Origin of the sequence: Salmonella sp. NW884 (genome assembly GCF_051700745.1) — a bacterium.
Lineage (GTDB): Bacteria > Pseudomonadota > Gammaproteobacteria > Enterobacterales > Enterobacteriaceae > Salmonella > Salmonella enterica.
In genome coordinates, this window is sequence record NZ_JAMMDE010000001.1 from 646,230 (window position 1) to 663,111 (window position 16,882).

The window sequence follows — 16,882 nt, forward strand, 5'->3', positions numbered from 1 at the left end:
ATTTCTGTGAGCAATAGCCTGAGCGGTTGCTCATCTGACGTTAATCTACTCATCCTTACCGGTATATTGACGATAAAACGTATCGACAAAGCGTAATAAAACTTATCTTTCCTGACACTGTACTTCATCACAAAAATAAAAACTGGTGCAGTTTATGCCCTAAATTTTATTATTTTGTTGCGCTATGACAATTTATTGTTACACCAGATAAATTTTCTTTCTGAAATGATTAAGATACAAAAGACTATCAAAAATCGGCAATAGCAAAATATTGCTATTCATAACGATGGAGGATGAGAATTCTCATTTATCTGCTGGCGATAAGCCTGCGGCGTAACCTGATAGGTCTGGCGGAAGACTTTGCAAAAATAGCTGGTTTGCGAAAAGCCTAAATTACGCGCAATACTGGCAATACTCCAGTCACTATGGCAAAGCAATTCTCTGGCGCTAACCATTCTCTGGCGGTTCACCCACGCATTAAATCCGATTCCCTGATATTTTTTGAATAGCTTACTGAAGTAATAGGGGCTGAGATAGACATGTGAGGCGACATCCTCAAGACGAAGATCGTCGGACAAATGCGCATCAATATAGCGAAGCGCTTTTTTCATTTTACTGTCATGCGGAGTGGGGCCACGAGTGGTTTTATTTGCCTCCGATTGCTGCGGATTGTCTTTGATAACCACGAAATTGAGCTGTTTTTTCAGGCAATTCTCAACAATCAGTTTAAGAAGATCGGCGGAAGCGATAACGCGTGAATAGTCCATCTCTGGCACATTCCGAAATTCATTCAAGAGCTTAGGGTCAGCCTGCCAGCGATCGTCGACATTAAGAATGTTTACCAGCTCCACGTCATTACTTAAACGAACCTGCCCGCATAAAACAAAACCAACTAAATGCCCTGCGATTACCAGCGGAATAGAAAAATCCGTTAGACCGGCATGACAACGATAAATACAGGGTTGATCGGACTTCGATGCCTCCAGTCCCCCGCAGCGATCGCTCATACGACAACGTGTACTATGCTGGGGATGCTGCCGCATCAACTGACAAAACGGCGTGAAATTGAATAGCTCAGATATTTCATCACCATGAATATTGACAACCACAACCGCCAGACCGGTGGCTTGTGCAAAATCCTGTGCGATTTTATTAATGAGTTCTGAGTTCAGAGCGCTCGCAGAAATCATGATAAAACCCCTCAGTTAATTTATTGTTATAAACAAAACACATTATTTACATTCACTTTTTATTAGCATTATCCTGGCCCTGATAAAAAGTACAATGACAATATCAAAAGTCTCCCATTGCTGGGAGACGTTTTGATCAGTTCGTGAAAGCAGATCACGAAATTGTCTCACCTGTTTTTACGATACATCATTGCTGTGAATCTGGTTCGCATTTTCTTACAGTTCACAGCGGTTACAAGGTAAATTCTTACCAATAAAATAGCGATATATGGCTGCTCCGGCACAGGCGCCGATAACAGGCGCGACAATCGGCACGATAAAATAAGGGATCTCTCGCCCACCGCTCATCGCCATGTTCCCCCACCCCGCTAACCATGTGAACAGTTTGGGACCGAAATCACGCGCCGGGTTCATTGCAAAACCGGTAAGGGGTCCAGTAGACGCGCCGATAACGGCAACCAGTATCCCAATAAGCAAAGGCGCAAGCGGCCCTTTAGGAATGCCATTGCCATCATCCGTCAATGCCATGATCATGCCCATCAGAATCGACGTAATGACCACTTCCACCAACGCAGCCTGCCATACATTTAGCGCTGCGGCCGGATAGGTACTGAAAATGCTGGCTAATTGCAAACTTTCGACGCTACCGCGCACCATATGATGCGCAGTCTCAAATTCAGTAAAAAGACTACTATAAAGCACATACGCCAGCAGAGCGCCGCCAAAAGCGCCGGCAAACTGGGCAATAATATAAGGCAATACTTTCTGTTTGGGAAAGCAGGCAAATAGCCACAGCGCAATCGTCACCGCAGGGTTAAGATGTCCGCCGGAGATCCCGGCCGTAAGGTAAACGGCCAGTGAAATTCCAAGCCCCCAAATAATGCAAATCTCCCATAATCCGAGGCTGGCGCCTGCGACTTTGAGCGCGCTCAAACAACCGATACCAAAAAACAAAAAGAGTCCGGTGCCTAAAAATTCCGCACCACATTGCGCCTTTAGAGAATCATTCATGTGACACCTTCTGAGCAAAGTTCGTGTCCTGGCCAGCGCAAGTTTCGGCTGGCGGTAGAGTACAGCTAACCTCACTATAAAAAGTGCCGCCTGTAAATTGTTGGCAACCTGCGGGCCTGCCTTCCGGAAAAATCGTGTTGCGATAGCAAAATTTTGCTTTTCCGATATTTTTATCAGCCCATCACACGGGAAATTTGAGCTATAAAATACGCCTGTGAAAATAATAAAATATTGCACAAGCCAACTTATCAATTTCGAATAAGCATCACATTTTGCGTCTTTCGCCATATCAAATAAAAATACTCTCGTCACTAACAAAAATGTAAAAATGAAATAATAAAAACAAAATAATCATATAGACAATAATAAATTAAATGTAATTTATCAATAAGTTATAAAAGCAAAAGACAATTTAGTCATATTGCTTTCCCATTATTTTCTGATGCTCAACAGCAAGTCAGCCATTCTTTTTCCTCGCATCTTCTTATAGTCCCAACTATCGGAACACTCCATGCGAGGTCTTTATGCAACAAGAAGCACTAGGAATGGTAGAAACCAAAGGCTTAACCGCAGCCATAGAGGCCGCTGATGCAATGGTTAAGTCAGCCAATGTGATGTTAGTGGGCTATGAAAAGATTGGCTCCGGGCTGGTAACCGTCATCGTGCGCGGCGATGTTGGCGCGGTCAAAGCGGCCACCGATGCAGGTGCCGCAGCCGCACGCAACGTGGGTGAAGTGAAAGCCGTACACGTCATCCCACGCCCTCACACCGATGTAGAAAAAATCTTACCGAAGGGAATTAGCCAATGAGCAGCAATGAGCTGGTGGAACAGATCATGGCGCAGGTGATTGCCCGTGTGGCAACGCCGGAACAACAGGCCATCCCTGGTCAACCCCAACCTATACGAGAGACGGCTATGGCAGAAAAAAGCTGCAGTTTAACGGAATTTGTCGGGACCGCTATTGGCGATACCCTTGGCCTGGTTATCGCCAACGTCGATACCGCCCTGCTGGACGCGATGAAACTTGAGAAGCGCTATCGTTCCATCGGCATTCTCGGCGCCCGCACCGGCGCAGGCCCGCACATTATGGCGGCGGACGAAGCGGTGAAAGCCACCAACACCGAAGTGGTCAGCATTGAGCTGCCGCGCGATACCAAAGGCGGAGCGGGCCACGGTTCGCTGATTATTTTAGGCGGTAACGATGTATCCGACGTCAAGCGCGGTATCGAAGTCGCGCTGAAAGAGCTGGACCGCACCTTCGGCGATGTTTACGGCAACGAAGCCGGGCATATCGAGCTGCAGTACACCGCTCGCGCCAGCTACGCCCTGGAAAAAGCGTTCGGCGCGCCGATTGGCCGTGCCTGCGGCGTCATCGTCGGCGCTCCGGCTTCCGTCGGCGTACTGATGGCCGATACCGCCCTGAAGTCAGCCAACGTTGAAGTCGTGGCGTACAGCTCTCCGGCGCACGGCACCAGCTTTAGTAACGAAGCCATTCTGGTGATTTCCGGCGACTCCGGCGCGGTCCGTCAGGCGGTGACCTCCGCCCGCGAAATCGGCAAAACCGTCCTTGCGACCCTCGGTTCTGAACCGAAAAACGATCGCCCGTCCTACATCTGATACCCACGAGGCTGATTCATGAGATCGAAAAGATTTGAAGCACTGGCGAAACGCCCTGTGAATCAGGACGGCTTTGTTAAGGAGTGGATCGAAGAAGGCTTTATCGCAATGGAAAGCCCGAACGACCCGAAACCGTCGATTAAAATCGTTAACGGCGCGGTAACCGAGCTGGACGGAAAACCGGTTAGCGAATTCGACCTGATCGACCACTTTATCGCCCGCTACGGCATCAACCTGAACCGCGCCGAAGAAGTGATGGCGATGGATTCGGTCAAGCTGGCTAACATGCTCTGCGATCCGAACGTCAAGCGCAGCGAAATCGTCCCGCTAACCACCGCGATGACCCCAGCGAAAATTGTTGAAGTGGTTTCGCATATGAACGTGGTTGAGATGATGATGGCGATGCAGAAAATGCGCGCCCGCCGCACTCCGTCTCAGCAGGCGCACGTCACCAACGTTAAAGACAACCCGGTGCAAATTGCCGCCGATGCCGCCGAAGGCGCATGGCGCGGGTTTGACGAACAAGAGACGACGGTTGCGGTAGCGCGCTATGCGCCGTTCAACGCCATCGCGCTGCTGGTTGGTTCTCAGGTAGGTCGTCCGGGGGTACTGACTCAATGCTCGCTGGAAGAAGCCACCGAGCTGAAGCTCGGCATGCTGGGCCACACCTGCTACGCCGAAACCATCTCCGTTTACGGCACCGAGCCGGTCTTCACCGACGGTGACGATACCCCATGGTCGAAGGGCTTCTTAGCCTCTTCCTATGCCTCTCGCGGCCTGAAAATGCGCTTCACCTCCGGCTCCGGATCCGAAGTACAGATGGGCTACGCCGAAGGCAAATCCATGCTGTATCTGGAAGCGCGCTGCATCTATATCACCAAAGCCGCGGGCGTTCAGGGGCTGCAAAACGGCTCCGTAAGCTGCATCGGCGTACCGTCTGCCGTGCCGTCAGGCATTCGTGCCGTGCTGGCGGAAAACCTGATCTGCTCTTCGCTGGATCTGGAATGCGCCTCCAGTAACGACCAGACCTTCACCCACTCCGATATGCGTCGTACCGCGCGCCTGCTGATGCAGTTCCTGCCGGGTACCGACTTTATCTCCTCTGGTTATTCCGCGGTGCCGAACTACGACAACATGTTCGCCGGTTCCAACGAAGATGCGGAAGACTTTGACGACTACAACGTTATCCAGCGCGACCTGAAAGTGGACGGCGGTCTGCGCCCGGTTCGTGAAGAGGACGTTATCGCCATCCGTAACAAAGCCGCCCGCGCGCTGCAGGCCGTGTTTGCCGGAATGGGACTACCGCCGATTACCGATGAAGAAGTTGAAGCCGCGACCTATGCCCACGGTTCGAAAGATATGCCGGAGCGTAACATCGTCGAAGACATCAAGTTCGCCCAGGAAATCATCAATAAAAACCGCAACGGTCTGGAAGTTGTGAAAGCGCTGGCGCAGGGCGGGTTTACCGACGTGGCCCAGGACATGCTCAACATCCAGAAAGCCAAGCTAACCGGCGACTATTTGCACACCTCCGCCATTATCGTCGGCGACGGACAAGTGCTCTCTGCGGTTAATGACGTCAATGACTATGCCGGTCCGGCAACAGGTTATCGCCTGCAGGGAGAACGCTGGGAAGAGATTAAAAACATCCCTGGCGCTCTTGATCCCAACGAGATTGATTAAGGGGTGAGAAATGGAAATTAATGAAAAATTGCTGCGCCAGATAATTGAAGACGTACTCCGCGATATGAAGGGCAGCGATAAACCCGTCTCGTTTAATGCGCCTGCGGCATCCACAGCGCCACAGACCGCTGCGCCTGCGGGCGACGGCTTTCTGACCGAAGTGGGCGAAGCGCGCCAGGGCACTCAGCAGGACGAAGTCATTATCGCCGTCGGCCCGGCATTTGGCCTGGCACAGACTGTTAATATCGTCGGCTTACCGCATAAGAGCATCCTGCGCGAAGTCATTGCCGGTATTGAAGAAGAAGGCATCAAAGCGCGCGTGATTCGCTGCTTTAAATCTTCCGACGTGGCGTTCGTCGCCGTTGAAGGTAACCGCCTGAGCGGATCCGGCATCTCCATCGGCATCCAGTCGAAAGGTACTACGGTTATCCACCAGCAGGGGCTACCGCCGCTCTCCAACCTGGAGCTGTTCCCGCAGGCACCGCTGCTGACGCTGGAAACCTACCGTCAGATTGGTAAAAACGCCGCCCGCTATGCGAAACGCGAATCACCGCAGCCGGTCCCTACGCTAAATGACCAGATGGCACGCCCGAAGTACCAGGCAAAGTCGGCCATTTTGCACATTAAAGAGACCAAGTACGTCGTGACGGGCAAAAACCCGCAGGAACTGCGCGTGGCGCTTTGATAAAGGATAACTCCATGAATACCGACGCAATTGAATCGATGGTTCGGGACGTATTGAGCCGCATGAACAGCCTGCAGGGCGATGCGCCAGCAGCGGCTCCGGCGGCAGGCGGCACGTCCCGCAGCGCAAAGGTCAGCGACTACCCGCTGGCGAACAAACACCCGGAATGGGTGAAAACCGCCACCAATAAAACGCTGGACGACTTTACGCTGGAAAACGTGCTGAGCAATAAAGTCACCGCTCAGGATATGCGTATTACCCCGGAAACCCTGCGTTTACAGGCTTCTATCGCCAAGGACGCGGGCCGCGACCGGCTGGCGATGAACTTCGAACGCGCCGCCGAACTGACCGCGGTACCGGACGATCGCATACTGGAAATCTACAACGCCCTTCGTCCGTATCGTTCAACGAAAGAAGAGCTGCTCGCTATCGCCGACGATCTCGAAAACCGTTATCAGGCAAAGATTTGCGCAGCTTTCGTTCGTGAAGCGGCAGGGCTGTACGTTGAGCGTAAAAAACTCAAAGGCGACGATTAAGGATTTCGTATGCGATATATAGCTGGCATTGACATTGGTAACTCATCGACGGAAGTCGCACTGGCGCGGCAAGATGAGACTGGCGCACTAACGATTACACACAGCGCGCTGGCGGAAACCACCGGGATCAAAGGCACGTTGCGTAACGTGTTCGGCATTCAGGAAGCGCTCGCCCTCGTCGCAAAGCGCGCGGGGATCAATGTCAGCGATATTTCGCTCATCCGCATTAACGAAGCCACGCCGGTGATTGGCGATGTGGCGATGGAAACCATTACCGAAACCATCATCACCGAATCGACAATGATCGGCCATAACCCAAAAACGCCGGGCGGAGCAGGCCTTGGTGTGGGTATCACGATTACGCCGGAGGAGCTGTTAACCCGCCCTGCGGACTCGTCCTATATTCTGGTGGTATCGTCAGCATTCGATTTTGCCGACATCGCCAATGTTATCAACGCCTCAATGCGCGCCGGATACCAGATTACCGGCGTCATTTTGCAGCGCGACGATGGCGTGCTGGTCAGCAACCGGCTGGAAAAATCGCTGCCGATCGTTGACGAAGTGCTCTACATCGACCGCATTCCGCTGGGGATGCTGGCGGCGATTGAAGTCGCCGTGCCGGGGAAGGTTATCGAGACCCTCTCCAACCCTTACGGCATCGCCACCGTATTCAACCTCAACGCCGATGAGACGAAAAACATCGTCCCGATGGCGCGCGCGCTGATTGGCAACCGTTCCGCCGTGGTCGTTAAAACGCCATCCGGCGACGTCAAAGCGCGCGCAATACCCGCCGGTAACCTGGAGCTGCAGGCTCAGGGTCGTACCGTGCGCGTGGATGTTGCCGCCGGTGCCGAAGCTATCATGAAAGCGGTGGACGGCTGCGGCAAGCTCGACAACGTCACCGGCGAGGCCGGGACCAATATCGGCGGCATGCTGGAGCACGTACGCCAGACCATGGCCGAGCTAACCAATAAGCCCAGCAGCGAGATTTTCATTCAGGATCTTCTGGCCGTTGACACCTCGGTTCCGGTGAGCGTCACCGGCGGTCTGGCCGGGGAGTTCTCACTGGAGCAGGCCGTCGGCATCGCCTCGATGGTGAAATCAGACCGTCTGCAGATGGCGATGATTGCCCGTGAAATTGAGCAGAAGCTTAATATCGACGTGCAGATCGGCGGCGCTGAGGCTGAAGCCGCCATTCTGGGCGCGCTGACCACGCCGGGTACCACCCGACCGCTGGCGATCCTTGACCTCGGCGCGGGCTCCACCGATGCCTCCATCATCAACCCTAAAGGCGAAATCATCGCCACTCACCTCGCCGGTGCAGGCGACATGGTGACGATGATTATTGCCCGCGAGCTGGGGCTGGAAGACCGCTATCTGGCGGAAGAGATCAAAAAATACCCGCTGGCGAAGGTCGAAAGCCTGTTCCACTTACGCCACGAGGACGGCAGCGTCCAGTTCTTCCCGACGCCGCTGCCTCCCGCCGTGTTCGCCCGCGTCTGCGTGGTGAAACCGGACGAACTGGTGCCGCTTCCCGGCGACTTAGCGCTGGAAAAAGTGCGCGCCATTCGCCGCAGCGCTAAAGAACGCGTCTTTGTCACCAACGCCCTGCGCGCGCTGCGCCAGGTCAGTCCAACCGGCAACATTCGCGATATTCCGTTCGTGGTGCTGGTCGGCGGCTCGTCGCTGGATTTCGAAGTTCCTCAGTTGGTCACCGATGCGCTGGCGCACTACCGCCTGGTCGCCGGGCGAGGAAATATTCGCGGCAGCGAAGGCCCAAGAAACGCGGTGGCCACCGGCCTGATTCTCTCCTGGCACAAGGAGTTTGCGCATGGACAGTAATCACAGCGCCCCGGCTATCGTCATTACCGTTATCAACGACTGCGCCAGCCTCTGGCACGAAGTGCTGCTGGGCATTGAAGAGGAAGGCATCCCTTTCCTGCTTCAGCATCACCCGGCTGGAGATATCGTTGACAGCGCCTGGCAGGCGGCGCGCAGCTCGCCGCTGCTGGTCGGCATTGCCTGCGATCGACACTCGCTGGTCGTACATTACAAGAATTTACCCGCATCGGCGCCGCTTTTTACGCTGATGCATCATCAGGACAGTCAGGCCCAACGCAACACCGGTAATAACGCGGCACGGCTGGTCAAAGGGATCCCTTTCCGGGATCTGAATAGCTAAGCAACAGGAGAACTGCAGTATGAATAACGCACTGGGACTGGTTGAAACAAAAGGGTTAGTAGGCGCCATTGAAGCTGCCGACGCCATGGTTAAATCTGCCAACGTACAGCTGGTGGGCTACGAAAAAATTGGTTCTGGCCTGGTTACAGTCATGGTTCGCGGCGACGTCGGCGCGGTTAAAGCAGCCGTAGATGCCGGCAGCGCGGCGGCAAGCGTCGTGGGTGAAGTGAAATCCTGCCACGTTATCCCGCGTCCGCACAGCGATGTTGAGGCCATTTTACCGAAATCAGCCTAATCGATGGCGAATAAGGAGCACCGCGTGAAGCAATCACTGGGATTACTTGAAGTTTGTGGTCTGGCACTGGCTATCAGCTGCGCCGATATCATGGCGAAATCCGCTTCTATCACGCTGCTCGCCCTCGAAAAGACCAATGGTTCAGGCTGGATGGTGATTAAAATTACCGGTGATGTGGCCTCCGTTCAGGCGGCTATCACCACCGGTGCGCATTTCGCCGAACAGCGGAATGGACTGGTGGCCCACAAGGTTATCGCCAGGCCCGGAGAAGGGATCCTGCTCGCAGAGACGCCCCCACCCTCCGTCATTGAACCTGAGCCTGAAGCGTCAGAGATAGCTGATGTCGTTTCTGAAGCGCCAGCCGAAGAGGCCCCGCAGGAATCAGAACTGGTCAGTTGCAACCTGTGTCTGGATCCAAAATGTCCGCGCCAGAAGGGCGAACCTCGTACGCTTTGCATTCATTCCGGCAAGCGAGGTGAAGCGTAATGGATAAAGAGCTTCTGCAATCAACGGTCCGTAAAGTTCTCGACGAGATGCGCCAGCGGCCTATTCCGCTGGGCGTCTCAAACCGTCATATCCACCTGTCCGCGCAGGATTATGAGCGGCTGTTTCCCGGCCATCCCATCAGCGAAAAAAAAGCGCTACTGCAGCCGGGACAATATGCTGCGGAGCAAACCGTCACCCTGGTAGGGCCGAAAGGGCAGCTCAAAAATGTGCGCCTGCTCGGCCCGCTGCGCTCGGTAAGCCAGGTAGAAATATCGCGTACCGATGCCAGAACACTGGGGATTGCCGCGCCGCTGAGAATGTCCGGCAACCTGAAGGGCACACCTGGCATCCGCCTGGTCAGCCCCTTTGGCGAACTGGAGCTACCTTCCGGGGTTATCGTCGCGCAGCGGCATATTCATATGTCGCCGCTTGATGCGCTGATCCTGAAGGTCTCCCACGGCGATAGGGTTTCGGTAGCGATTGAAGGCGACGAGCGCGGGCTGATTTTCAACAATGTGGCGATTCGCGTTTCACCGGACATGCGCCTCGAAATGCACATTGATACCGATGAAGCCAACGCCGCAGGTGCCGATAACCCGCAGGCCTTTGCCCGGCTGGTAGGCCCGCGATGAACGGCGAAATTTTGCAGCGCATTGTCGAGGAGATTGTCTCCCGACTGCAGCGCCGTGCCCAGAGCACGGCGACGCTGAGCGTTACGCAGCTTCGCGATGCCGACTGTCCAGCGCTGTTCTGTCAGCACGCGTCGCTGCGCATCCAGCTCGTCGACCTGCCGCTGCTGGGTCAGCTTGCGGATGCAGAAACCGACGATGCCGTAGCCCGGAAAATTCACGACGCGCTGGCGTTTGGCATCCGCGTACAGCTCAGCCTGCACAGCCAGCTGCTGCCGGTTATCCCGGTCAAAAAACTGGCTCGTCTGCCGCTGGTATTCACCGACGAGCACGGACTGCCGCTGGTTCTGCATGCGGGTTCGGTGCTGAGCTATCGCGATGTCGCGCTGCTAAGCCGGGGGCGTGTGGTTGTCCACCGCAAATGCATCGTGACCGCCATGGCGTGTGACGCGGCCAATGCGCGGAATATTCAATTAATTAAGCAGGAGTAAATCATGCATCTGGCACGAGTCACGGGCGCGGTTGTCTCCACGCAAAAATCACCTTCTTTGATTGGGAAAAAGCTGCTGCTGGTGCGTCGGGTCAGCGCCGATGGCGAACTCCCCGCCTCGCCCACCTCCGGCGATGAAGTGGCCGTGGACTCCGTCGGCGCGGGCGTCGGCGAACTGGTTTTGCTCAGCGGCGGCTCCAGCGCCAGGCACGTTTTTTCCGGGCCAAATGAGGCCATCGACCTCGCCGTTGTCGGCATTGTAGATACGCTTTCGCGTTAAGGGGCGGTTATGGCGATTTATACCCGAACAGGTGACGCTGGCACCACATCACTGTTTACCGGCCAGCGGGTGAGCAAAACCCACCCGCGGGTTGAAGCCTACGGCACGCTGGATGAGCTGAACGCCGCGCTGAGCCTGTGCGCCTGCGCCGCTGCGGATGAAAATCACCGCACCTTACTCGAGGCCATCCAGCAGCAACTTTTTTGGTTTAGCGCAGAGCTGGCCAGCGACAGCGAGCAGCCGTCGCCCAAACAGCGCTACATCAGCAGCGAAGATATTTCGGCTCTGGAAGCCGCTATCGATCGGGCAATGGCCCGCGTCGAACCGCTGCACAGCTTTATTTTACCCGGACGCTGCGAAGCCGCGAGCCGCTTACATTTTGCCCGCACGCTGGCGCGCCGCGCCGAACGCCGTCTGGTTGAACTGGCAACTGAAGTCAACGTACGCCAGGTGCTGATGCGCTACATCAACCGCTTATCGGACTGCCTGTACGCCCTGGCCCGCGCGGAAGATAGCGATGCGCATCAGGCCAACATCATCCGTGAAGTTAGCAAGCGCTATCTGGCTGCCAGCCAGCCGACCCGCAGCAAGGAGACAACGCCCGTGGCCCTCTCATTCCACGATCTGCACCAGCTCACCCGCGCCGCCGTTGAGCGCGCGCAGCAGCTTCAGGTTCCGGTAGTCGTCAGCATCGTTGACGCACACGGCACGGAAACTGTGACCTGGCGGATGCCGGACGCCCTGCTGGTTAGCAGCGAGCTGGCGCCGAAAAAGGCCTGGACCGCTGTTGCCATGAAAACGGCGACCCACGAGCTGAGCGATGTTGTTCAGCCAGGCGCGGCGCTTTATGGCCTGGAAAGTCATTTACAGGGAAAAGTGGTCACCTTTGGCGGCGGTTACGCCCTGTGGCGCGACGGCATATTAATTGGGGGTCTTGGCATCAGCGGCGGCAGCGTTGAGCAGGACATGGACATAGCACAGACCGCCATTGCGGCTATTAACGTGGGAACTCATCAATGAATACTTCTGAACTCGAAACCCTGATTCGCACCATTCTTAGCGAGCAATTAACCACGCCGGCGCAAACTCCGGCCCAGCCTCAGGGCAAAGGGATTTTCCAGTCCGTGAGCGAGGCCATCGATGCCGCGCACCAGGCGTTCTTACGTTATCAGCAGTGCCCGCTAAAAACCCGCAGCGCCATTATCAGCGCGATGCGTCAGGAGCTGACGCCGCTGCTGGCGACCCTGGCGGAAGAGAGTGCCAATGAAACAGGGATGGGCAACAAAGAAGATAAGCTTCTCAAAAACAAGGCTGCGCTGGACAACACGCCGGGCGTAGAAGATCTCACCACCACCGCGCTGACCGGCGACGGCGGCATGGTGCTGTTTGAATACTCACCGTTTGGCGTTATCGGTTCGGTCGCGCCGAGCACCAACCCGACGGAAACCATCATCAACAACAGCATCAGCATGTTGGCGGCGGGCAACAGCGTCTACTTTAGCCCGCATCCGGGAGCGAAAAAGGTCTCTCTGAAGCTGATTAGCCTGATTGAAGAGATTGCCTTCCGCTGCTGCGGCATCCGCAATCTGGTGGTGACCGTGGCTGAACCCACCTTCGAAGCGACCCAGCAGATGATGGCCCACCCGCGAATCGCGGTACTGGCTATTACCGGCGGCCCCGGCATTGTGGCAATGGGCATGAAGAGCGGTAAGAAGGTGATTGGCGCTGGCGCGGGTAACCCGCCCTGCATCGTCGATGAAACAGCGGACCTGGTGAAAGCGGCAGAAGATATCATCAACGGCGCGTCATTCGATTATAACCTGCCCTGCATTGCCGAGAAAAGCCTGATCGTAGTGGAGAGCGTCGCCGAGCGTCTGGTGCAGCAAATGCAAACCTTCGGCGCGCTGTTGCTAAGCCCTGCCGATACCGACAAACTCCGCGCCGCCTGCCTGCCAGAAGGCCAGGCGAATAAAAAACTGGTCGGCAAGAGCCCATCGGCCATGCTGGAAGCCGCCGGGATCGCTGTCCCTGCAAAAGCGCCGCGTCTGCTGATTGCGCTGGTTAACGCTGACGATCCGTGGGTCACCAGCGAACAGTTGATGCCGATGCTGCCGGTGGTAAAAGTCAGCGATTTCGATAGCGCGCTAGCGCTGGCCCTGAAGGTTGAAGAGGGGCTGCATCATACCGCCATTATGCACTCGCAGAACGTGTCACGCCTGAACCTCGCGGCCCGCACGCTGCAAACCTCGATATTCGTCAAAAACGGCCCCTCTTATGCCGGGATCGGTGTCGGCGGCGAAGGCTTTACCACCTTCACTATCGCCACGCCAACCGGTGAAGGGACCACGTCAGCGCGTACTTTTGCCCGCTCCCGGCGCTGCGTGCTGACCAACGGCTTTTCTATTCGCTAACCGAGGTCGCGATGAATACCTTCTCACTACAAACGCGGTTGTACAGCGGTCAGGGCAGCCTGGCGGTACTCAAGCGCTTTACCAATAAGCACATCTGGATAATCTGCGATGGTTTTCTGGCGCGCTCTCCGCTGCTGGATACCCTGCGTAACGCGCTGCCCGCAGATAACCGCATCAGCGTCTTTAGCGAGATAACGCCGGACCCCTCCATCCATACCGTGGTGCAGGGCATTGCGCAAATGCAGGCCCTGCAACCGCAGGTGGTGATCGGTTTTGGCGGCGGCTCGGCAATGGACGCGGCGAAAGCGATTGTCTGGTTTAGCCAGCAAAGCGGCATCAATATCGAAACCTGCGTGGCGATCCCGACCACCAGCGGCACCGGTTCGGAAGTGACCAGCGCCTGCGTAATTAGCGACCCGGATAAAGGCATTAAGTACCCGCTGTTCAACAATGCGCTGTATCCGGATATGGCGATCCTCGACCCGGAGCTGGTGGTCAGCGTGCCGCCGCAGATTACCGCCAACACCGGTATGGACGTGCTGACCCACGCCCTGGAAGCGTGGGTGTCACCGCACGCCAGCGACTTTACCGACGCGCTGGCGGAAAAAGCCGCCAAACTGGTGTTCCAGTATCTGCCCACGGCGGTGGAAAAAGGCGACTGCGTGGCGACACGAGGAAAAATGCACAACGCCTCAACGCTCGCCGGGATGGCCTTCAGCCAGGCGGGGCTGGGGCTTAACCACGCGATAGCCCACCAGCTTGGCGGACAGTTTCATCTTCCGCATGGCCTGGCCAATGCGCTGCTGCTCACGACGGTGATCCGTTTTAACGCCGGAGTTCCGCGCGCAGCCAAACGCTACGCGCGGCTGGCCAAAGCCTGCGGTTTTTGCCCGGCAGAAGCCAACGATGTCACGGCGATCAATGCGCTGATTCAGCAAATCGAACTGCTTAAGCAACGCTGTGCCCTTCCCTCACTGGCCGTTGCGCTAAAAGAAGGAAGATCCGACTTTTCCGCACGTATTCCAGCGATGGTGCAGGCCGCGCTGGCGGATGTCACGTTGCGCACCAACCCGCGCCCGGCCAGCGCCGAGGAAATTCGTGAACTGCTGGAGGAACTGCTATGAGCGCCGCCATCAACAGCGTTGAAATGTCCCTTAGCGCCGATGAAATTCGTGAGCGCGTTCGCGCAGCGGGCGTTGTCGGTGCGGGCGGCGCAGGTTTTCCCGCCCACGTTAAGCTACAGGCGCAGGTAGAGATTTTTCTGGTGAACGCCGCCGAGTGTGAACCGATGCTCAAAGTTGACCAGCAACTGATGTGGCAGCAGGCCGCGCGTCTTGTCCGCGGCGTGCAGTACGCCATGACGGCAACCGGCGCGCGCGAAGGGGTGATTGCCCTGAAAGAAAAATACCGCCGGGCCATCGACGCCCTCTCCCCACTACTGCCAGCCGGTATCCGCCTGCATATTCTGCCGGATGTTTATCCGGCGGGCGATGAGGTGCTGACTATCTGGATGGCAACCGGCCGCCGGGTCGCCCCTGCCGCGCTGCCGGCCAGCGTCGGCGTGGTCGTCAATAACGTGCAAACGGTGCTCAATATTGCCCGGGCGGTCGAGCAGCAGTTTCCGGTCACTCGTCGCACGATAACCGTGAACGGCGCGGTCGCCAGACCGTTGACCGTTACCGTTCCTGTCGGCATGTCACTGCATGAAGTGCTGGCGCTGGCTGGCGGCGCGACGGTCGACAACCCCGGTTTTATTAACGGCGGCCCGATGATGGGTGGCCTGATTACCTCTCTTGATAACCCGGTGACGAAAACTACCGGCGGCCTGCTGGTGCTCCCAAAAAGCCATCCGCTTATCCAGCGCAGGATGCAGGACGAGCGCACAGTGCTTTCCGTCGCGCGCACCGTCTGCGAACAGTGCCGACTCTGTACCGATCTCTGCCCACGACATCTGATCGGCCACGAACTCTCTCCGCACCTGCTGGTGCGGGCGGTGAACTTTCATCAGGCTGCCACGCCGCAACTGCTGCTGAGCGCCCTTACCTGCTCGGAATGCAACGTTTGCGAAAGCGTGGCCTGCCCGGTCGGGATCTCGCCGATGCGCATCAACCGCATGTTAAAACGCGAGCTGCGGGCGCAAAACCAGCGCTACGAAGGGCCGCTGAATCCGGCCGACGAAATGGCGAAATATCGCCTCGTGCCAGTGAAGCGGCTGATCGCCAAACTGGGGCTTAGCCCCTGGTATCAGGAAGCACCGTTGGTTGAAGACGAACCGGCTGTAGGAACAGTGACTTTGCAACTGCGCCAGCATATTGGTGCCAGCGCAGTAGCGAACGTTGCGGTGGGAGAACGCGTGACACGCGGGCAATGCGTTGCCGATGTCCCTCCTGGCGCGCTCGGCGCCCCCATTCACGCCAGCATCGACGGCGTTGTATCGGCCATCAGCGAACAGGCCATCACGGTTGTAAGAGGTTAACCATGTCTCAGGCTATAGGAATTTTAGAACTCACCAGCATCGCCAAAGGGATGGAGCTTGGTGATGCGATGCTGAAAAGCGCCAACGTCGATCTATTGGTCAGCAAGACCATCTGCCCGGGGAAGTTTTTACTGATGCTCGGCGGGGATATCGGCGCTGTCCAGCAGGCCATTGAAACCGGTACGTCGCAGGCCGGCGAGATGCTCGTCGACAGCCTGGTGCTGGCGAATATTCATCCCAGCGTACTTCCGGCCATCAGCGGCCTGAACAGCGTCGATAAGCGCCAGGCGGTAGGTATCGTCGAAACCTGGAGCGTGGCGGCCTGCATTAGCGCCGCAGACCGGGCGGTGAAAGGCTCAAACGTCACCCTGGTGCGGGTGCATATGGCCTTCGGTATCGGCGGTAAATGTTACATGGTGGTGGCGGGCGACGTTTCTGACGTCAATAACGCCGTGACGGTCGCCAGCGAAAGCGCGGGCGAGAAAGGGTTGCTGGTTTACCGCTCGGTGATCCCACGCCCGCATGAAGCCATGTGGCGACAGATGGTGGAGGGATAATGGAAAGACAACCGACAACGGATCGCATGATTCAGGAATACGTGCCGGGGAAACAGGTCACTCTCGCGCACCTGATTGCTAATCCAGGGAAAGATCTCTTTAAGAAGCTGGGCCTGCAGGATGCGGTGTCCGCCATTGGCATCCTTACCATCACGCCGAGCGAAGCATCGATTATTGCCTGCGATATTGCTACCAAATCCGGCGCGGTGGAGATTGGGTTTCTTGACCGCTTTACCGGCGCGGTGGTGCTGACTGGCGATGTTTCCGCCGTGGAATATGCCCTTAAGCAGGTGACGCGCACGCTGGGCGAAATGATGCAGTTCACCACCTGTTCGATCACCCGGACGTAACGT

General features: G+C 56.4%; 20 protein-coding genes. 18 read left to right on the plus strand and 2 right to left on the minus strand.

What is annotated here, in order from left to right; all coding sequences use genetic code 11:
• Positions 1–278: 278 nt before the first annotated feature.
• Entirely contained in the window at positions 279–1,190 is a 912-nt protein-coding gene (gene pocR, locus NA197_RS03380) for a transcriptional regulator PocR (protein WP_064043505.1), read from the minus strand.
• Positions 1,191–1,406: 216 nt separating this feature from the next.
• On the minus strand, positions 1,407–2,201 hold the full coding sequence (gene pduF / locus NA197_RS03385) for a propanediol diffusion facilitator PduF (protein ID WP_001000023.1): 795 nt from the start codon (positions 2,199–2,201) through the stop codon (positions 1,407–1,409).
• A 524-nt stretch (positions 2,202–2,725) separates the two neighbouring features.
• Between pduF and pduA the strand changes: the two genes are divergently transcribed.
• Genes pduA through pduU form a run of 18 tightly spaced genes read left to right on the plus strand, consistent with a single transcriptional unit; the run spans position 2,726 to position 16,879 of the window.
• On the plus strand, positions 2,726–3,010 hold the full coding sequence (pduA, locus tag NA197_RS03390; RefSeq protein WP_001183618.1) for a propanediol utilization microcompartment protein PduA: 285 nt from the start codon (positions 2,726–2,728) through the stop codon (positions 3,008–3,010).
• Positions 3,007–3,819 carry a propanediol utilization microcompartment protein PduB gene (pduB, locus tag NA197_RS03395; RefSeq protein ID WP_000097500.1) on the plus strand — a complete coding sequence of 271 codons (813 nt, stop codon included), beginning with the start codon at positions 3,007–3,009 and terminating at the stop codon, positions 3,817–3,819. Before pduA ends, pduB begins: the two co-directional genes overlap by 4 nt.
• Before the next feature lie 18 nt (positions 3,820–3,837).
• Complete coding sequence (gene pduC / locus NA197_RS03400; RefSeq protein ID WP_001256896.1) at positions 3,838–5,502, plus strand: propanediol dehydratase large subunit PduC; 1,665 nt, start codon at positions 3,838–3,840, stop codon at positions 5,500–5,502.
• Positions 5,503–5,512: 10 nt separating this feature from the next.
• On the plus strand, positions 5,513–6,187 hold the full coding sequence (gene pduD / locus NA197_RS03405; RefSeq protein ID WP_000405048.1) for a propanediol dehydratase medium subunit PduD: 675 nt from the start codon (positions 5,513–5,515) through the stop codon (positions 6,185–6,187).
• Between the two features lie 14 nt (positions 6,188–6,201).
• The gene (pduE, locus tag NA197_RS03410; RefSeq protein WP_001090597.1) at positions 6,202–6,723 is read left to right on the plus strand and encodes a propanediol dehydratase small subunit PduE; all 522 of its coding nucleotides are present in this window, start codon (positions 6,202–6,204) and stop codon (positions 6,721–6,723) included.
• 9 nt (positions 6,724–6,732) lie between these two features.
• On the plus strand, positions 6,733–8,565 hold the full coding sequence (gene pduG / locus NA197_RS03415) for a propanediol dehydratase reactivase alpha subunit PduG (RefSeq protein WP_001268879.1): 1,833 nt from the start codon (positions 6,733–6,735) through the stop codon (positions 8,563–8,565).
• Positions 8,555–8,905: a propanediol dehydratase reactivase beta subunit PduH gene (gene pduH, locus NA197_RS03420; RefSeq protein WP_017465522.1), complete on the plus strand. Its 351-nt coding sequence runs from the start codon at positions 8,555–8,557 to the stop codon at positions 8,903–8,905. Before pduG ends, pduH begins: the two co-directional genes overlap by 11 nt.
• 19 nt (positions 8,906–8,924) lie before the next feature.
• A complete protein-coding gene (gene pduJ, locus NA197_RS03425; protein WP_001057755.1) occupies positions 8,925–9,200 on the plus strand; it encodes a propanediol utilization microcompartment protein PduJ in 276 nt (91 codons plus the stop codon).
• Positions 9,201–9,203: 3 nt separating this feature from the next.
• Positions 9,204–9,686 (plus strand): propanediol utilization microcompartment protein PduK, encoded by a 483-nt coding sequence (gene pduK / locus NA197_RS03430; protein WP_001284382.1) that lies wholly within the window; start codon positions 9,204–9,206, stop codon positions 9,684–9,686.
• Positions 9,686–10,318: a phosphate propanoyltransferase gene (locus NA197_RS03435; RefSeq protein WP_000356712.1), complete on the plus strand. Its 633-nt coding sequence runs from the start codon at positions 9,686–9,688 to the stop codon at positions 10,316–10,318. The genes pduK and NA197_RS03435 overlap by 1 nt, the downstream gene beginning before the upstream one ends.
• Positions 10,315–10,806: a propanediol utilization microcompartment protein PduM gene (pduM, locus tag NA197_RS03440; protein WP_064043506.1), complete on the plus strand. Its 492-nt coding sequence runs from the start codon at positions 10,315–10,317 to the stop codon at positions 10,804–10,806. The genes NA197_RS03435 and pduM overlap by 4 nt, the downstream gene beginning before the upstream one ends.
• A gap of 3 nt (positions 10,807–10,809) precedes the next feature.
• Positions 10,810–11,085: a propanediol utilization microcompartment protein PduN gene (pduN, locus tag NA197_RS03445; protein ID WP_000549825.1), complete on the plus strand. Its 276-nt coding sequence runs from the start codon at positions 10,810–10,812 to the stop codon at positions 11,083–11,085.
• A 9-nt stretch (positions 11,086–11,094) separates the two neighbouring features.
• The gene (gene pduO, locus NA197_RS03450; protein ID WP_058331800.1) at positions 11,095–12,105 is read left to right on the plus strand and encodes a two-domain cob(I)yrinic acid a,c-diamide adenosyltransferase PduO; all 1,011 of its coding nucleotides are present in this window, start codon (positions 11,095–11,097) and stop codon (positions 12,103–12,105) included.
• On the plus strand, positions 12,102–13,496 hold the full coding sequence (gene pduP, locus NA197_RS03455) for a CoA-acylating propionaldehyde dehydrogenase PduP (protein ID WP_023234599.1): 1,395 nt from the start codon (positions 12,102–12,104) through the stop codon (positions 13,494–13,496). Before pduO ends, pduP begins: the two co-directional genes overlap by 4 nt.
• A gap of 11 nt (positions 13,497–13,507) precedes the next feature.
• Positions 13,508–14,620 (plus strand): 1-propanol dehydrogenase PduQ, encoded by a 1,113-nt coding sequence (gene pduQ, locus NA197_RS03460; RefSeq protein WP_064043507.1) that lies wholly within the window; start codon positions 13,508–13,510, stop codon positions 14,618–14,620.
• Positions 14,617–15,972 (plus strand): cobalamin reductase PduS, encoded by a 1,356-nt coding sequence (gene pduS / locus NA197_RS03465; RefSeq protein ID WP_064043508.1) that lies wholly within the window; start codon positions 14,617–14,619, stop codon positions 15,970–15,972. The genes pduQ and pduS overlap by 4 nt, the downstream gene beginning before the upstream one ends.
• A 2-nt stretch (positions 15,973–15,974) precedes the next feature.
• A complete protein-coding gene (pduT, locus tag NA197_RS03470; RefSeq protein WP_000075774.1) occupies positions 15,975–16,529 on the plus strand; it encodes a propanediol utilization microcompartment protein PduT in 555 nt (184 codons plus the stop codon).
• Positions 16,529–16,879 carry a propanediol utilization microcompartment protein PduU gene (gene pduU, locus NA197_RS03475; protein ID WP_000441103.1) on the plus strand — a complete coding sequence of 117 codons (351 nt, stop codon included), beginning with the start codon at positions 16,529–16,531 and terminating at the stop codon, positions 16,877–16,879. The genes pduT and pduU overlap by 1 nt, the downstream gene beginning before the upstream one ends.
• The last annotated feature ends 3 nt before the right edge of the window (positions 16,880–16,882 follow it).

What these genes read in the sequence shown, in the direction of transcription:
- pocR (WP_064043505.1), bottom strand. Translation starts at nt 1,190, where the DNA reads ATGATTTCTGCGAGCGCTCTGAACTCAGAACTCATTAATAAAATCGCA.
- pduF (WP_001000023.1), bottom strand. Translation starts at nt 2,201, where the DNA reads ATGAATGATTCTCTAAAGGCGCAATGTGGTGCGGAATTTTTAGGCACC.
- pduA (WP_001183618.1), top strand. Translation starts at nt 2,726, where the DNA reads ATGCAACAAGAAGCACTAGGAATGGTAGAAACCAAAGGCTTAACCGCA.
- pduB (WP_000097500.1), top strand. Translation starts at nt 3,007, where the DNA reads ATGAGCAGCAATGAGCTGGTGGAACAGATCATGGCGCAGGTGATTGCC.
- pduC (WP_001256896.1), top strand. Translation starts at nt 3,838, where the DNA reads ATGAGATCGAAAAGATTTGAAGCACTGGCGAAACGCCCTGTGAATCAG.
- pduD (WP_000405048.1), top strand. Translation starts at nt 5,513, where the DNA reads ATGGAAATTAATGAAAAATTGCTGCGCCAGATAATTGAAGACGTACTC.
- pduE (WP_001090597.1), top strand. Translation starts at nt 6,202, where the DNA reads ATGAATACCGACGCAATTGAATCGATGGTTCGGGACGTATTGAGCCGC.
- pduG (WP_001268879.1), top strand. Translation starts at nt 6,733, where the DNA reads ATGCGATATATAGCTGGCATTGACATTGGTAACTCATCGACGGAAGTC.
- pduH (WP_017465522.1), top strand. Translation starts at nt 8,555, where the DNA reads ATGGACAGTAATCACAGCGCCCCGGCTATCGTCATTACCGTTATCAAC.
- pduJ (WP_001057755.1), top strand. Translation starts at nt 8,925, where the DNA reads ATGAATAACGCACTGGGACTGGTTGAAACAAAAGGGTTAGTAGGCGCC.
- pduK (WP_001284382.1), top strand. Translation starts at nt 9,204, where the DNA reads ATGGCGAATAAGGAGCACCGCGTGAAGCAATCACTGGGATTACTTGAA.
- NA197_RS03435 (WP_000356712.1), top strand. Translation starts at nt 9,686, where the DNA reads ATGGATAAAGAGCTTCTGCAATCAACGGTCCGTAAAGTTCTCGACGAG.
- pduM (WP_064043506.1), top strand. Translation starts at nt 10,315, where the DNA reads ATGAACGGCGAAATTTTGCAGCGCATTGTCGAGGAGATTGTCTCCCGA.
- pduN (WP_000549825.1), top strand. Translation starts at nt 10,810, where the DNA reads ATGCATCTGGCACGAGTCACGGGCGCGGTTGTCTCCACGCAAAAATCA.
- pduO (WP_058331800.1), top strand. Translation starts at nt 11,095, where the DNA reads ATGGCGATTTATACCCGAACAGGTGACGCTGGCACCACATCACTGTTT.
- pduP (WP_023234599.1), top strand. Translation starts at nt 12,102, where the DNA reads ATGAATACTTCTGAACTCGAAACCCTGATTCGCACCATTCTTAGCGAG.
- pduQ (WP_064043507.1), top strand. Translation starts at nt 13,508, where the DNA reads ATGAATACCTTCTCACTACAAACGCGGTTGTACAGCGGTCAGGGCAGC.
- pduS (WP_064043508.1), top strand. Translation starts at nt 14,617, where the DNA reads ATGAGCGCCGCCATCAACAGCGTTGAAATGTCCCTTAGCGCCGATGAA.
- pduT (WP_000075774.1), top strand. Translation starts at nt 15,975, where the DNA reads ATGTCTCAGGCTATAGGAATTTTAGAACTCACCAGCATCGCCAAAGGG.
- pduU (WP_000441103.1), top strand. Translation starts at nt 16,529, where the DNA reads ATGGAAAGACAACCGACAACGGATCGCATGATTCAGGAATACGTGCCG.